The following is a 14,917-nucleotide window of genomic DNA, read 5'->3' as shown; positions in this document are numbered from 1 at the left end:
AGAAACGGGCGCTGCCGGAGGCGTTTCGGGCAGGGCTAAAGCAGGAAGAAACTCGGTCACATAGACAAGCCTATGCAGCCTTTCGCCGGCGTGTGAACAACCGCACGATAAGCAACACAATTGCCCCGAAAATCGCCAGTACGACGAGCCAGGGCAGGGCCACCCCGAGGCCGATCAGCAGGCCGCCGAGGGCTGCGACGAGGGCGGTCCAGCCGACCGTGATACCGGTCCAGAAGTTGTCGGGGCCACTCGCGGCGATGGTGCCCTCCGAGACTAGTTCGAGCTGCAGGGTCGAGTAGTCGATCTGGTCAGCGAGAAAGTCGCGCTGGGACTGCAGGCTTTCCAGCTCACCCTGCCGGCTCGACAGCGCGCTTTCGATGCTGATGAGGTCTGTCGTCGTCGTCGCGGAGGCCATCAGCGCGAGCAGCCGGTCGACCGAGGTGGTCAGCGCGGTGATGCGAGCGTCGAGGTCCTGGCTCTGCTGCGTCACATCCTGGGCGGCGAGCGTCACAAAGTTGAGGGTGCCGAGCTTCTTCAGATCGGCCAGGGTACGGTCGAGTTCGTCGGACGGAATGCGCAGGGTGAGATTTGCGCTGGCCGGCTGACTGGGGGTGGCCGGGTTTTCGCTGCGGCTGTCGACCCGTCCGCCAGCCTGTTCGGTGATGGTGACGGCGGATTCGCTTGCTTTCACCGGGTCCGTGGCGGTGATCGAGAGCGAACCGGTGGTGATGACGTCGCGGTTCGCGGTCTTCACGTCGCCGGTGCTGCCGGTGACCACGCTTTCGTCGGCCGCCTGGTCACCCTCAGCGGGAACGACCCCGCCGGAAATGCTCCCCGACGAGTCCGTGCTCAGCGAACCGCTGTTCGCCGTGCACCCCGCCAGCAACACGGTCGTCACAAGCACCGCGATGACACCCCAGGTTCGTCTCATACCTCACTTTATGAGCGCCCTGGCGTTGCTGACTGGGGGCAGTCTGGGAGTCGGATCACAATTGGGACTCGGCGGCTAGCCCCCGAAGTATGGTCATGGAATCGGCGGTTCAACCCGACCGCACACACGATCAGGAGGACAACATGGGATTTGTAGACAATGCCAAAGATGCACTCGATGCCACCGGCAAGAAGATCGGTCGGGCAGTGGACGACGCCAAGGACCGCATGGATGACAAGGCCGACGAGGCCAAAGCCGACGCCAAGGTGAAGCAGGCCGAGGGCGACGTGAAGCATGCTGAAGCCGAACGCAATGCGACCGAGGCTAAAAATGACTTCAAGGCTAGACTGCGCGACGATAATTAGCGCATGACCTGGTGGGCGGAACGGATGCGCACGACGCGTCGGTCCCGCCCACCGCTTTTGCACGTAGCAACGGATGCCGGCACCGGCCCGGTCGTCATCCTGGTGCACGGCATCGCGTCGTCCTCGGTCACCTTCTACGAGGTGATTCCGCTGCTGACGACGAACCATCGCGTGATTGCCGTGGATATTCTGGGCTTCGGTCAGTCGCCGGCGCCGGACGGTTGTGAATACCGACTGGAGGATCATGTCGGGGCCCTGGCCGCGACCATCCGCTCGCTGAAGTTGCGCGAGCCGTTCGTCCTCGTCGGCCACTCGCTGGGCAGCCTGATCAGCACGCGCTACGCGGCGATGGAGCGACACGGCCTTGTCGCGACATTCTGGCGGCGTCTGGCCGGTCGCGGATCGGTGTCGCGCATGGTCCTGGTCGGTCCGCCGGTCTACGTCTCACCGAGCGACATCGGCGATCCGCGGGTCAAGGCGCGGGTCAGCGCATACCTGCGCGCCTACGATTTTCTGCGCGCCAACAAGGAATTCACGCTCGTCAACGCCGCGATCATGTCGCGCCTGCTGCCCAAGGGCATCTTTGAACTCACCGAGAAGACCTGGACACCCTTCATCAAATCGATGGAGCACTGTATCGAATCGCAGACAGTGGTGAGTGACATCGCGAGCCTCACGGTGCCGGTCGACGTGATCTACGGAGCGCTCGACGCGTTCATCGCGCAGGGCAGCATGACCATTATCGAGCGGATGCGCCACGTCACCATGCACCGCGTCGAGGCCAACGACCACATCATTCGGAAGCGCCTGGCCCGGGTGCTCGTAAAAGTCATCGACAGCTGAACTCTGCCGCGGGGTCGGTCACGCCCGTGAGCTCTCGTGCTTACGGGGCCCTGGCCCTGTGCCGGCGGGGCGGGTGCCGCGGGGTTGACGCGAGGGGCGGCATCCGCTGGCCGTATTTCTCATGGTCCGCCCAGAGCCGCTCCGATAAGCTGGGCGCGCGGTTGTAGTTCACATCCGCCCCCGTATCGAGGAGCTTGTTCGTATGACTGTGATCGAGGAATTCCTCATGCCCGGCGGCGGCACGAGCATCAACACCCTGCCCAAGGTTTCGTTGCACGACCACCTCGACGGCGGTCTGCGCCCGCAGTCCATCATTGAGCTGGCCGACTCCATCGGATTCGTGCTTCCCACAACGGATGCCGCCGCGCTCGGTGAATGGTTCTCGGACCAGTCCAACGCTGGCTCGCTCGTGGAATACCTCAAGACCTTCGACGTCACCACCGCGGTGATGCAGACCCGCGAGGGCCTCAGTCGGGTTGCCCGCGAATTCGTCGAGGATCTCGCCGACGACGGCGTCATCTACGGTGAGATTCGCTGGGCTCCCGAGCAGCACCTGGCCCGCGGCCTCACCCTCAACGAGGTCGTCGAAGCCGTGCAGGACGGTATCGAAGCCGGCATCGAGAACGTCGAAGAGTCGGGCCGCAGTATCCGTATCGGCCAGCTCATCACCGCCATGCGCCACGCGAACCGCGGCCTCGAAATCGCCGAACTCGCCGTGCGCTACCGCTTCGACGGCGTCGTCGGCTTCGACATCGCCGGCGCGGAAGCCGGCTTCCCGGCCGGCAACCACCGCGCGGCCTTCGACCTGCTCGCCCGCGAATTCATGCCGGTCACCGTGCACGCCGGCGAGGCCGACGGCCTCGACAGCATTCGCGGCGCACTGTTCGACGGCCGCGCATTGCGCCTCGGCCACGGCGTGCGACTCGCCGAAGACGTCACCATCGAACGCCAGGACGACGAGAACACCTTCGTCACCCTCGGCCCGGTCGCCCAGTGGGTGCGCGATCGTGAGATCACGCTCGAACTCAGCCCCTCCTCGAACCTGCAGACCGGAGCGGTCGCCGCCTGGGGCGAGGAGCTGTTCGACCACCCATTCGACCTGCTCTACCAGCTCGGCTTCAAGGTCACCGTCAACACCGACAACCGCCTGATGAGCGACACCACCCTCACCCAGGAACTCGCCCTGCTCTCCGACGCCTTCGGCTACGACCTCGGCGACCTCGAGATCTTCCAGCTCAACGCGGCCAACGCGGCGTTCCTGCCGCTCGAAGACCGCGAAGAGCTGGTCGAGGCCATCGAAGCCGGCTTCGGCGACGCCTGACGCCGGCGCACCCAGCACCACCCGCAGAACCGAAAGAAATCATGCCACTGCCTCACCTCCCGCTCGACGCCATCACGATCGGCGCGCACGCCGACGGCTGGCCGGCCGCCATCACGGCGGCCGGTGACGCCCTCGTGCGTTCCGGCGCCGCCACATCCGCTTATACCGAGCGCATGATCGAAGTGATTCGCGAATTCGGTGCCTACATCGTGATCGCGCCCGGCCTGGCGCTCGCGCATGCCCGCCCGGGAGCGGATGTTCTCATGGACGGACTCTGCGTCGTCACCCTCGCCGAGCCCGTCGCCTTCGGGCACCCACACAACGACCCGGTCAGCGTAATTGTCGGCCTGGCCGTTACCAGTGCCGACGACCACCTGCAGTTCGTCGCGGAACTCGCCAACGTGTTCAACGACCCGACGGTGATTCCGGCTCTGGCCGGCGCGACCACCGCCGAGTTCGTGCAGAGCGTGTTCGGGACGACCGCCTCATGAAGATCGTCGTGATGTGCGGTATGGGCCTGGGCACGTCGGCCATTCTCAAAGTCAATGCGGAGCGCGCGCTCGAACGCCTCGAGATCGATGCGAGTGTGCAGGCTACGGATGTCGCCGGCGTGCGCGCCGCCGCGGCCGACGCCCAGGTCATTCTGACCTCGTCTGAACTCGTCGACGCGATCGGCAAGACCAACGCCGACGTCATCGTCATCAACAACTACTTCGATGTCGACGAACTGGTCGTCAAGCTCGAGATCGCGCTGGGTTCCTAGCCCGCCCGCACACGTTCCGGGTTCCTGCCCCGCGCGAGTCCCGGGCCCACCTTATGAACGTGGGCCCAGCTTATAAACTGGGCCCGCGTTCCCAAGGTGGGCCCGCCAAACGGATGCCGCACTTTGCCAATGCCATCCGACTGCTGCACGAGATTCTCGACCAGGCGGAGGCGAACAGATGCCGCAACTGAACGACGACCACAGGCCCGGCGGCGAACACACCGAGCGCTACGCTGACGGCGGGATCAAGGCCACCGGGCACCGGGTCAATGGTGAACTCGAGGGGTACTGGGAATGGTTTCGCAAGGACGGCTCGAAGATGCGCTCGGGCTATTTCTCCCACAGCGTGCAGGTCGGCGAGTGGATTACGTATAACCGCAGCAGCGAACCGCACAAGACCACCCAGCTGAAGCCGCCCCCCGCGACGGGATAGAGCCAAGCGACGGGCGATACAGTGGGTTGCGTTTACACGTCCCGACTTGGAAAGAAGAGAACATGCGCGCCGTCGTATTCGAGGCTTGGAAGACCTTCCCAACTTTGAAAGACATCGATAAGCCAACACCAGGCCCGGGTGAAGTGCTCCTGAAGGTGGCCGGTGCGGGTGCCTGCCACTCAGATGTTGCCGTGTACAAGGATTTCGAGACAGCAACAGCGCCCCCACAGCTTGCGCCGAGCTATGTGCTCGGCCACGAAAACTCCGGCTGGGCTGAAGAGCTGGGTGAGGGAGTCGAGGGAATCGCTCTCGGGGACGCATTCCTCGTGTACGGTCCGATCGGCTGCGGCCACTGCGTGGCGTGCTCCCGCGGGGAAGACACCTACTGCGCGAATGCCGCCACGATGCCGTACCTGGCGTCCGGTCTGGGCCGCGATGGCGGTATGGCCGAGTACATTGTGGTGCCGGCACGCAACCTGGTGCCACTCGGGGATGCCGATCCAATCAAGGCCGCGCCGCTGTCGGACGCGGGTCTCACCCCCTATCACGCGATCAAGAATTCCCTTCCCAACCTCGCCGGCGGCGGAAAGTTCGCTCTCGTCGTGGGGCTGGGCGGGCTCGGCCAGGTTGCCGTGCAGATCCTCACCGCGCTCACTGGCGCTACCGTGATCGCCACCGATTCCAAAGCGGATGCCATGACCCGCGCGCGAGCACACGGCGCCATCACGGTAGAGAGCGGCCCGGATCAGGCCGCGAAGATCCGGGAAATCACCGGTGGTCGTGGCGTCGACGCCGCCTTCGATTTCGTAGGAATCGCACCGACCATCGCCCTCGCCTCCTCGGTCATGGCCACGAAGTCACGCCTGACCGTCGTGGGGATTGCCGGGGGAAAGTACGAGTGGTCCTTCTTCACCAGTCCCTACGAGTCAACCCTGACGAATACCTACTGGGGCACCATCGAGGATCTGTACGAGGTGGTGGCCATGTACAAGGCCGGGCAGATCACGCCCGACGTCGAGATCTTCGCCATGGAAGACGCCCTCGAGGCGTATCGCAAGCTCGAAGCCGGCGAACTCTCCGGTCGGGCTGTAGTCGTGCCGCACCTCGCTCACTAGACCGCCGCAGCATCCGCTCGCCGAGCCGTGAGTTTTCGGTCGTCGCGGTCGCCGAGCCGTGAGCTTTGAGGCGATTCTCGCAAAAAATGACCGCAAACTCACGGCTCGGCGAACAATACTCACGGCTCGGCGAAGAGGATGGGGGCGCGCACGAGTCCGGGACGCAACGACCCGCCGCTGCTCAGTGCGCACGGGGTGGCGCTGACTTGGGTGGGGCTGACCGGCGCGGGGCTGACCTGAGCGACGCCGACCTGAGTGGGGCTGACTGGCGCGGGCCGACCGGCGTGGGGCCGATTTGAGTGGCGTTGACTGGCGCGGCGCCGACTCGAGTGGCGTTGATTTACGGGGGGCCGACTGGCGCGGGGCCGACTTGCGCGGGGCCGATTTGAGTGGCGTTGACTGGCGCGGCGCCGACTCGAGTGGCGTTGACTTACGCGGGGCTGACTGGCGCGGGGCTGACTGGCGCGGCGTGGACTGGCGCGGGGCCCACTTGCGCGGCGCCGACCCGAGCACAGCGGGACGGGCCTAAGCTCAGCGGCATGAGCGACAGCGTGAAGCAGGGCGCGAGGGCCGAACATCGCTGGCCGGCCGTACTCGGGCTGCTCATCGCGCTCTCGCTGTACGCCACGCTGCCGAGCACGTTCCTGCCCGGCCTGCGCTACACGGTCGTCGCCATCGGACTCGCCATGCTGATCCCGCTCATCGCTCTGAACCCGCACCGGTTGCACCGCGAGACCCGCTGGTCGAGAATTATCGCCACCGGCCAGGCGTTCCTGCTGGTCGTGGCCAACGAGGTCGCGCTCGTTCAGCTCGTGATCCAGCTCACCTCGGGCGACAAGAATGACGGCCCAACCTTATTGCTCGCTGCCCTGCAGGTGTGGGTGACCAACGTCATCGCGTTTGCCCTGGTCTATTGGGAACTTGACCGCGGCGGCCCGGTCTCAAGGCGGCATGCCGACCGCGCGGACTTTCCCCCGGCCGACTTTCGCTTTCCGCAGGACGAAGACCACGACGCCATCGAGGAGGTCGCCGCCCGCTCGTCGCTGCGCATCGGCTGGGTCGCGTCGTATTTCGACTACGTGTATTTCTCGCTGTCCAACTCCATGGCGTTCAGCCCGACCGATGCGATGCCGCTTTCGCTGCGCGCGAAGGGCCTCATGGCGCTCGAGTCGTTCGGAGGCTTCGTGCTACTGGCACTGGTCATCGCCCGAGCGGTCTCCCTGCTCGGATAGCCCCGCCATCCAGCCCCATCGCTGCCGCCGCCACTGCTGCCGCGGGCGGGGCGGGGCGGGGACGCGGACGGGGCCCGGGCCCGAGCCGTGGGCCCAGTTTATAACCTGGGCCCACGGTCGAAAGGTGGGCCCGGCGATTGGATGGGCCCCCGTGTCCAGACCGCCCCCGTCGGCGATTCAAGCGGATGCCCCACCAGCCCCACCAGCCCGATCAGCGCCAACTCCGTGAGCGGATATACCCACTCTCGAGAGAGCGCCGCGCCGCCCCGCGCCATCCGCTCGAGCCGTGAGTTCCCGGTCCTCGCGGTCGCCGAGCCGTGAGTCTTGACGCATTTTTCCCGAAAATTGGCCGTAAACTCACGGCTCGGCCAACGAAACTCACGGCTCGGCGAAGCGGAGGCCGCCACCTACGCGATCAGCGCCCGCATTCCCCGATCGAGCTCGTCGAGAGCGGCCTGCGCGGCGGAACGACGCTCCACCAGGGTTCCGACCGTGCAGCGGGTGTCGATGTACACCTTGAGTTTCGGCTCGGTACCGCTCGGGCGCACCATCACGCGTGATCCGTCGGTCAAGCGGATGCGCAACACATCGCTCGGCGGCAGCGCGCCCAGCCCCCACCGAAAGTCATCGATTTCGTCGACGCGAATGCGTCCGACGTGGGTGGGTGGGGATTCCCTCAGGCGCGTCATGACCAGAGCGATCGTTGATACTTCTGAAACCCGCACCGAGATCTGCCCAGAGGCGAAGTGCCCGAATTTCTCGCTGAACAGGTCGAGATAGCGGGCGAGGGTCGTTCCCTCCGCCTTGAGGTCGCTCACCAGCGAGAGCAGCGCCACTGCGGCTGAGATCCCATCCTTATCGCGTACGGTACCCGGGTTGACCAGATAGCCGAGCGCCTCTTCGAACCCGTAAACCAGGTTGGGTACCCGGGACACCCATTTGAAGCCGGTGAGGGTTTCTGTGAAGCGCAGGCCGTAGGCATCCGCGACGGCATGCAGCGCCGGCGACGACACGATCGAGCAGGCCAGAGTGCCGGCCTCGACGGGGGGCAGAGCGTCGGGATCGGTCGCCGGAGCCATGGCGGCCGCCCGCCAACCAAGAATCGCGCCGACCTCGTTGCCGCTGAGTCGGCGGTACCCACTCGCACTGGACAGGTCAGGTATTGCCACGGCGAGGCGGTCGGCATCCGGATCGTTGGCGATGATGAGCTCAGCGCCCACCTCGCGCGCGCTCTCGTAGGCAAGGTCCAGGGCGCCGGGTTCTTCCGGATTTGGAAAGGCAACGGTCGGAAAAGCAGCGTCCGGCGCGATCTGGGCATCGACGAGGGTTGGCAGGTCGAATCCGGCCTTCTCCAACACCCGACGCGTGGTGTCCCAACCCACGCCGTGCATGGCTGTGTACACCGCGTTCACCTGCGCGCGGGGCGTATGGGCGATGCCGGCCGTCGCCGCGATGTAAGCGTGCACGACGTCTTCCTCGGCGGTTTCATAGCTTCCGCGTGGCAGGTGCGGCACGTGCTCATCGGCAGCCACGCGCAGAATCTCCACTGAGATGGCCTTGTCGTCGGGGGAGACGATCTGCGCGCCATTGTTCGCGCCGCCCAGGTACACCTTGTAGCCGTTGTCGTTCGGAGGATTATGCGAGGCAGTCACCATCACGCCGCAGCTCGCGTCGAGATGCCGCACCGCGAAGGCGAGCACCGGAGTCGGGAGCAGACGCGGCAAGAGGATGGCGCGCACCCCCGCTCCGGCCATGATCGCCGCCGTGTCGGTCGCGAAGACCTGGGAGTTCTTGCGTCCGTCGTAGCCGATGACCACCGACGGCGTGACGCCGGGGGCGGCACGCCGGCGCAGGTAGGTGGCGAGGCCGGCAGCGGCCTGGGAGACCAGCACGCGGTTCATGCGGTTCGGTCCGGCGGAGATCTCGCCGCGCAGCCCGGCCGTGCCGAACGCGAGCCGGGTGTCGAACCGCGAGTGCAGATTGGACAGGGCAGCGGTATCGCCGTCGTCGACGGCGTTGATCAAAGCGCGAAGTTGCGCCTGCGTCTCCGGGTCTGGATCCTGGTTCAGCCAGGCCCGAGCGGCCTGCAGCAGAGCGGCGGTGCGATCGGTCGGAGTCTCCGGTGTCTCGTGCGCGACGGGCGCGGTCGCGAGCTCGTCGTCACTGCTCGACGCGCCGTCGGACGTGATCGTCGAAATGGCAACGGTCGGTTCGGAGCCGTCATCATCGCTGTTGTGCACGATCGTCGAAATTGCGACAGTGGGTTCGGAGGCGTCGTCAGGGTCGTGCACTATCGGCAGGGCGCGGGTTGGAGTGTGGATCTCATCAGCCGTGTCCGCGTCGGGGGCCTGCGGCGCGGCATCCGGGGTGGATGGCGGCGGGACCTGCGGCGCGGCATCCGGAGTGGCTGGCGGCGCGGCATCCGCTGGCGGGCCGGAATGGCGACCGCCGGTGCGCTCGGTCGGCCGCTCGTCGTTGCTATCGGGATGAGCCGCGTCGGGGCGGTCGGGGCCGGTCACAGCGCGGCCACGATCCGAGCGAGGAGTGCGCTGATCACCGGTTCGGCCAGCGCGCCGGCCTCAATGACTTCGCCGTGGCTGAGTGGGGTCTTCTGAATGCCGGCGGCGAGGTTGGTGATGAGCGAGAAGCCGAGCACTTCCATTCCGGACTGCCGGGCCGCGATGGCCTCGAGCGCGGTAGACATCCCCACCATCTGGCCACCGATCACCTTGGCCATCTGAACTTCGGCGGGTGTCTCGTAGTGAGGCCCGCGAAACTGGCAGTACACGCCCTCATCGAGCGTTGGGTCGATGCTGCGCGCGAGATCGCGCAGCCGCATCGAGTACAGGTCGGTCAAATCGACAAAGTTCGCGCCCTCGACCGGAGAATCGCCGGTCAGGTTGATGTGGTCGCTGATGAGCACCGGGGTGCCCGGCGTCCACGATTCACGGATGCCGCCGGCCCCGTTGGTCAGGATCATCGTCGTTGCTCCGGTCGCCGCCGCCGTGCGCACGCTGTGCACGACCCGGCGGACACCGTGGCCCTCGTAGTAGTGCGTGCGGGCGCCGATCACGAGCGCGCGCTTGCCGCTGGGAAGCAGAATGGAGCGCAGGGTGCCGGCATGGCCGGCGAGGGCGGGGGCGCTGAACCCCGTGATGTCTGCGGCGGACACCGTGTGGGTGGTCTCGCCGATCAGGTCGGCGGCCCTGGCCCAGCCACTGCCGAGCGTTAGAGCGATGTCGTGCCGGGGAACTCCCGTGATGCCGGCGATCTCGGCGGCGGCCGACTGCGCTGCCTCAAACGGATCCGTTTCGGGCAGGTCTAACGGGTTGATCTCGTTCGTGAACATTTCACTACTCTAGAACCCTCACCTTGGGCACGGAGATTCTGAGCGAATTCTGCTCGTCGGCGCGCCGAAAGGGCACCAAGACGACCATTCGGCTCGATTTCGCTCTTTTACGGGGACAAGCGGGCTGTACGGTCGATAAACCGGTTTGGCGGGGGCTGCGCGCCTTGAGAGAATGGAGTACATGGCCTATGAGTTCGAACGCAAGCAGCGCATCGCAGTACTAGGCGGTGGGCCCGGCGGATACGAAGCGGCCATCGCCGGAGCACAACAGGGTGCCGATGTCACCCTCATTGAAAGCGTCGGTGTCGGCGGTTCCGCCGTGATAACGGATGTTGTTCCCTCCAAGTCCCTCATCGCCACGGCCGAGGCCTCGAACTCGATCGGTGAGGCGACCGACCTCGGTGTGCAGTTCTTCGTGCGCGGCGAAACCGGCAAGCCCCTGCGGCCCGAGGTGGCCATCAACCTGGCCGCCGTGAACAAACGACTGCTCGGCCTCGCCCGCCAGCAGTCCGAAGACATGAAGGCCACCCTCATTCGCGCCGGGGTGCGCTACGTGCAGGGCCACGGCCGCCTCGATGGCACCACCGGCATCATCGTCGCCACCTCCGGCGACTCAACCGCCACCGACTTCGACCGCATCGACGCCGACACCCTCGTCGTCTCCGTGGGCGCCAGCCCGCGCGTGCTGTCATCAGCGCTGCCAGACGGTGACCGCATCCTCACCTGGACCCAGCTCTACAACCTCAAGGCCATTCCCGAACACCTCATCGTGGTGGGCTCTGGCGTCACCGGCGCCGAGTTCGCCTCGGCCTACCGCGCCCTCGGCGCGAAGGTCACTCTGATCTCCAGTCGTGATCAGGTTCTGCCCGGTGAAGACGCCGACGCCGCCAACGTCATCGAGAACGTCTTCAAGCGCAACGGCATGACGGTGCTTTCCAAGTCACGTGCTTCCTCGGTCGAGCGCACTAAGACCGGCGTCGTTGCGGCGCTCGAAGACGGACGCACGGTCGAGGGCAGCCACTGCCTCATCGCCGTCGGCTCCATTCCCAACACCGCCAACATCGGCCTCGAGCAGGCCGGCGTGCAGGTCACCGAATCCGGACATATCCAGGTCAACCGGGTCGCACGCACCTCGATTCCAAACATCTACGCGGCCGGCGACTGCACGACCGAGATTCCGCTGGCATCCGTTGCGTCCATGATGGGCCGCACCGCGGTATTCCACGCCATGGGGGACACGGTCAATCCGATCGAGATTCGCAACGTTGCCGCGAACATCTTCACCCAGCCCGAAATCGCCACCGTCGGCTACACCCAGAAGCAGATCGAAGATGGACTCGCCCAGGGCGAGATCTACAAGCTGCCGCTTTCATCGAACCCGCGGGCGAAAATGATGGGAATCAAGGACGGCTTCGTGAAGCTGTTCGCCCGCACCGGCAGCGGCACGGTCATCGGCGGCGTCATCGTGGCCCCGAAAGCCAGCGAGCTCATCTTCCCGCTCGCCCTGGCCGTCGAACACCGGCTCACCGTCGACGAGGTCGCGCGCACCTTCCCGGTCTACCCCTCGCTCACCGGCTCCATAACGGATGCCGCGCGCGCCATGCACGTCGTCCTCTAGCTCTCGCAGCAGGGTTTCGTAGACGGGGTCGGGGGCAGGGCATCCGCTCCTCAGCTCGAACAATGCCGGTTTTCAGGAACAAATCCGAGAAAGGCGTTCGGATCCGTTCCTGAAACCGGCATAACTCGTCACCCCGCGAATACCCTGCCCCCACCCGGTTCCACAGATAGCTCGCGCAGGTGAACGCGGGGCAATGCCTGTGAGCAGCCGTGGGGGCCGGGTTTTCCGCGGGGTTGTGAGTTTTGCGTTGTTGGGGCTCTGCGCACGCTTTTCGCGCGGGGCCCCGCAACATCGCAATGTTTGAGCGAGGAGCGGATTACCCGGTTTCCGCGGCCCAGTCTCGAAAAACAAGGAGCCGGCGCGAAAGGTTAGGCGGCGTCGGAGACCGTCAGCAGCACGCTGCCGGAGGAGACCGTTTCGCCCACGGTGGCAGCGACGCTACCCACGGTGCCGTCGCGGTGGGCGACGAGGGGCTGCTCCATCTTCATGGCCTCGAGTACGAGCAGCAGGTCGCCCTTGACGACGGTGTCGCCTTCGGCGACGAGCAACTTGATGATGGTCGCCTGCATCGGCGCCTTGACGGCGTCTCCGGTGGCGGTGTCGACGGAGTGCAGGCCACCGCGACGCTTCGGGGCTGGGCCGACCGAGCGGGCGCTGGCGCCGCCGGGCAACAGTCGGGTGGGCAGGGTGACCTCGATGCGCCGCCCCTCTACCTCGACGACGATGCTGTGGCGTTTCTGCTGGCCGACGGCGTCTTCCATGCTGCCGCTCCACGGTTCGATGTCGTTCTCAAACTCGGTCTCGATCCAGCGGGTGAAGACGGTGAACGGCTTGCCATCGGTCGGAGCGAAGGCGGGATCACGCACAACCTTGCGGTGAAAGGGCAGCACGGTGGGCAGGCCGGCCACCTCAAACTCGTCGAGGGCCCGGCGCGAACGCTCGAGGGCTTCCTCGCGGGTCGCGCCGGTGACAATGAGCTTGGCCAGAAGTGAGTCGAATGATCCGCTGATCACGTCGCCAGACTGTACGCCGGTGTCGACGCGCACGCCGGGACCGCCCGCGGGCTTGAACACGTGTACCGGGCCGGGCGCTGGCAGAAAGCCACGGCCGGCATCCTCTCCGTTGATACGAAATTCAAACGAGTGAGCGGATGCGACGGGGTCGCCATAGGTGAGCTCGCCCCCCTCGGCGAGGCGGAACTGCTCGCGGACCAGGTCAATTCCGGTGACCTCTTCGGAGACCGTGTGCTCCACTTGCAGTCGCGTGTTGACCTCGAGGAACGACACCGTTCCGTCCTGGCCGATGAGAAACTCGCAGGTACCGGCACCGAGGTAGCCGACCTCCTTGAGGATGGCCTTGGAGGCGCGGTACATTTCGTCGCGCTGCGCGTCAGTGAGAAACGGGGCCGGCGCTTCTTCGACGAGCTTCTGGTGCCGGCGTTGCAGTGAGCAGTCACGGGTCGACACGACGACGACGTTGCCGTGCATGTCGGCGAGGCACTGGGTCTCCACGTGGCGGGGGGAATCGAGGTACTTCTCGACGAAGCATTCGCCGCGACCGAAAGCTGTGATGGCCTCCCGGGTGGCCGAATCAAACATTTCAGCGACCTCGTCGCGGGTACGGGCCACCTTGAGGCCGCGTCCGCCGCCGCCGAAGGCGGCCTTGATCGCCACGGGAAGGCCGTGCACGTCAACGAAGGCGAGTACCTCGGCCGCGTCGCTGCAGGGGTTGAGCGTGCCGGGCGCCATGGGGGCGTTGACCTTTTCGGCAATTTTGCGGGCAGAGACCTTGTCGCCGAGCTGCTCGATGGCTTCGGGCGACGGCCCGATCCAGATCAGACCGGCGCCGATCACGGCGCGGGCAAAGTCAGCGTTCTCGGCCAGAAAGCCGTAGCCGGGGTGCACGGCGTCAGCGCCGCTCCGCCTGGCGATCGAGAGAATCTTGTCGATGACCAGGTACGTTTCGGCGCCGGTGGTGCCGTCGAGACCGTACGCCTCATCGGCCAGACGAGCGTGCAGGGAGTCGCGATCCTGGTCGGCGTAGACGGCGACAGAGAGAATTCCACTGTCTTTCGCGGCACGGATGACCCGAACGGCGATCTCGCCTCGGTTGGCGATGAGGACCTTCGTTATGAGTGACACAATCACTTAGCCTATTGCCCGCCGCCGCATCCTTTTTGGTTCTGTCCCACAAAAAGACCCGGCAGATTCTTGTGGATGCCTACAATTACAGCGCTCCGGGGCGATTCCACAGGGCCGGCCACTCGTGCCCAAGAGCGCGCACCAGCCGTCGCAGCGTCGGAAGCGACAGTCCCACCACGGTTGACGGATCACCGACGATGCTCGTTATAAAAGGAGCGCCGAGGCTGTCAATGGTGAACGCTCCTGCCACGAACAGAGGCTCCCCGGTGGCGATATAGGCGTCGAGCTCGGCGTCGTCGAGATCATCGGCAAACGTCACCTCGGCCACCGCGACCGCGCCGATCGCCCGGCCTGGCACGCCGTCGGCGACCTCGATCAGCCAGTGCCCCGAATACAGCGTTCCCGTACGCCCGCGCTGGCGCTCCCAGCGTTCCCGCGCGGCCTCAGCGGTGTGCGGCTTGCCGTAGATGACGCCATCGAGTACGAACACCGAGTCGCCGCCCAGCAGCAGCCCGGTCAGCGGTTCCTTCAGCGCAGCGGATACCGCCGCCTCCGCTTTCGCGCGCGCCAGCAGCTCCACGAGTACTCGCGGCTCCAGCACCGAGCCCACCGCGGCCTCGGTCTCGGCGACGACCCGAGCCTCATCGACGTCGGGGTTGATCAGTACGGGTTCGATGCCGGCCGCGCGCAGCAGGGCGAGGCGGGCCGGAGACGTGGAAGCCAGGTGGAGGCGCATGCGGTCCTATCAACGAGAGGGTGAGCATCCATTCAAGCAGGCCAGCAGGAGCAAGCCGGCGAGGCCGTGT

The 14,917-nt window shown here is 66.0% G+C and carries 16 protein-coding genes; 11 read left to right on the top strand and 5 right to left on the bottom strand.

Annotated elements, in window-relative coordinates:
• Positions 1 to 70: 70 nt before the first annotated feature.
• Positions 71 to 931 (bottom strand): DUF4349 domain-containing protein, encoded by an 861-nt coding sequence (locus tag E3T39_RS04820; RefSeq protein WP_134513605.1) that lies wholly within the window; start codon positions 929 to 931, stop codon positions 71 to 73.
• Positions 932 to 1,074: 143 nt separating this feature from the next.
• Between E3T39_RS04820 and E3T39_RS04815 the strand changes: the two genes are divergently transcribed.
• The 10 genes from E3T39_RS04815 (at position 1,075) to E3T39_RS04770 (ending at position 7,003) form a co-directional block, all read left to right on the top strand.
• Positions 1,075 to 1,296 carry a hypothetical protein gene (locus E3T39_RS04815; protein ID WP_134513604.1) on the top strand — a complete coding sequence of 74 codons (222 nt, stop codon included), beginning with the start codon at positions 1,075 to 1,077 and terminating at the stop codon, positions 1,294 to 1,296.
• A 3-nt stretch (positions 1,297 to 1,299) separates the two neighbouring features.
• Positions 1,300 to 2,139, top strand: a complete 840-nt coding sequence (locus E3T39_RS04810; protein ID WP_134513603.1) for an alpha/beta fold hydrolase — start codon at positions 1,300 to 1,302, stop codon at positions 2,137 to 2,139.
• 202 nt (positions 2,140 to 2,341) lie between these two features.
• On the top strand, positions 2,342 to 3,460 hold the full coding sequence (locus tag E3T39_RS04805) for an adenosine deaminase (RefSeq protein WP_134513602.1): 1,119 nt from the start codon (positions 2,342 to 2,344) through the stop codon (positions 3,458 to 3,460).
• Between the two features lie 41 nt (positions 3,461 to 3,501).
• Entirely contained in the window at positions 3,502 to 3,951 is a 450-nt protein-coding gene (locus E3T39_RS04800) for a PTS sugar transporter subunit IIA (protein WP_134513601.1), read from the top strand.
• Positions 3,948 to 4,223 (top strand): PTS sugar transporter subunit IIB, encoded by a 276-nt coding sequence (locus tag E3T39_RS04795; protein WP_134513600.1) that lies wholly within the window; start codon positions 3,948 to 3,950, stop codon positions 4,221 to 4,223. Before E3T39_RS04800 ends, E3T39_RS04795 begins: the two co-directional genes overlap by 4 nt.
• A gap of 178 nt (positions 4,224 to 4,401) precedes the next feature.
• Entirely contained in the window at positions 4,402 to 4,656 is a 255-nt protein-coding gene (locus E3T39_RS04790; RefSeq protein WP_134513599.1) for a toxin-antitoxin system YwqK family antitoxin, read from the top strand.
• Between the two features lie 62 nt (positions 4,657 to 4,718).
• Complete coding sequence (locus tag E3T39_RS04785; RefSeq protein WP_134513598.1) at positions 4,719 to 5,771, top strand: NAD(P)-dependent alcohol dehydrogenase; 1,053 nt, start codon at positions 4,719 to 4,721, stop codon at positions 5,769 to 5,771.
• 86 nt (positions 5,772 to 5,857) lie between these two features.
• Positions 5,858 to 6,070: a pentapeptide repeat-containing protein gene (locus E3T39_RS16660; RefSeq protein ID WP_134513597.1), complete on the top strand. Its 213-nt coding sequence runs from the start codon at positions 5,858 to 5,860 to the stop codon at positions 6,068 to 6,070.
• On the top strand, positions 6,067 to 6,300 hold the full coding sequence (locus E3T39_RS16540; protein WP_255455916.1) for a pentapeptide repeat-containing protein: 234 nt from the start codon (positions 6,067 to 6,069) through the stop codon (positions 6,298 to 6,300). The genes E3T39_RS16660 and E3T39_RS16540 overlap by 4 nt, the downstream gene beginning before the upstream one ends.
• Positions 6,301 to 6,310: 10 nt before the next feature.
• Entirely contained in the window at positions 6,311 to 7,003 is a 693-nt protein-coding gene (locus tag E3T39_RS04770) for a DUF1345 domain-containing protein (RefSeq protein ID WP_134513596.1), read from the top strand.
• A gap of 407 nt (positions 7,004 to 7,410) precedes the next feature.
• Here E3T39_RS04770 and E3T39_RS04765 read toward each other — a convergent pair whose 3' ends face one another.
• Both E3T39_RS04765 and E3T39_RS04760 read right to left on the bottom strand, forming a co-directional pair.
• A complete protein-coding gene (locus E3T39_RS04765) occupies positions 7,411 to 9,096 on the bottom strand; it encodes a phospho-sugar mutase (protein ID WP_134513957.1) in 1,686 nt (561 codons plus the stop codon).
• A 422-nt stretch (positions 9,097 to 9,518) separates the two neighbouring features.
• Positions 9,519 to 10,352 carry a purine-nucleoside phosphorylase gene (locus E3T39_RS04760; RefSeq protein WP_134513595.1) on the bottom strand — a complete coding sequence of 278 codons (834 nt, stop codon included), beginning with the start codon at positions 10,350 to 10,352 and terminating at the stop codon, positions 9,519 to 9,521.
• Between the two features lie 181 nt (positions 10,353 to 10,533).
• Between E3T39_RS04760 and E3T39_RS04755 the strand changes: the two genes are divergently transcribed.
• Positions 10,534 to 11,970, top strand: a complete 1,437-nt coding sequence (locus E3T39_RS04755) for an NAD(P)H-quinone dehydrogenase (RefSeq protein ID WP_134513594.1) — start codon at positions 10,534 to 10,536, stop codon at positions 11,968 to 11,970.
• Between the two features lie 368 nt (positions 11,971 to 12,338).
• Here E3T39_RS04755 and E3T39_RS04750 read toward each other — a convergent pair whose 3' ends face one another.
• Complete coding sequence (locus E3T39_RS04750; RefSeq protein WP_134513593.1) at positions 12,339 to 14,111, bottom strand: acetyl/propionyl/methylcrotonyl-CoA carboxylase subunit alpha; 1,773 nt, start codon at positions 14,109 to 14,111, stop codon at positions 12,339 to 12,341.
• Between the two features lie 85 nt (positions 14,112 to 14,196).
• The gene (locus E3T39_RS04745) at positions 14,197 to 14,847 is read right to left on the bottom strand and encodes a Maf family protein (RefSeq protein WP_134513592.1); all 651 of its coding nucleotides are present in this window, start codon (positions 14,845 to 14,847) and stop codon (positions 14,197 to 14,199) included.
• Between the last annotated feature and the right edge of the window lie 70 nt (positions 14,848 to 14,917).

This window comes from Cryobacterium suzukii, assembly GCF_004403185.1.
In the GTDB taxonomy this organism is placed as follows: Bacteria; Actinomycetota; Actinomycetes; order Actinomycetales; family Microbacteriaceae; genus Cryobacterium; species Cryobacterium suzukii.
This window is presented reverse-complemented; position numbering and strand designations above follow the sequence as displayed.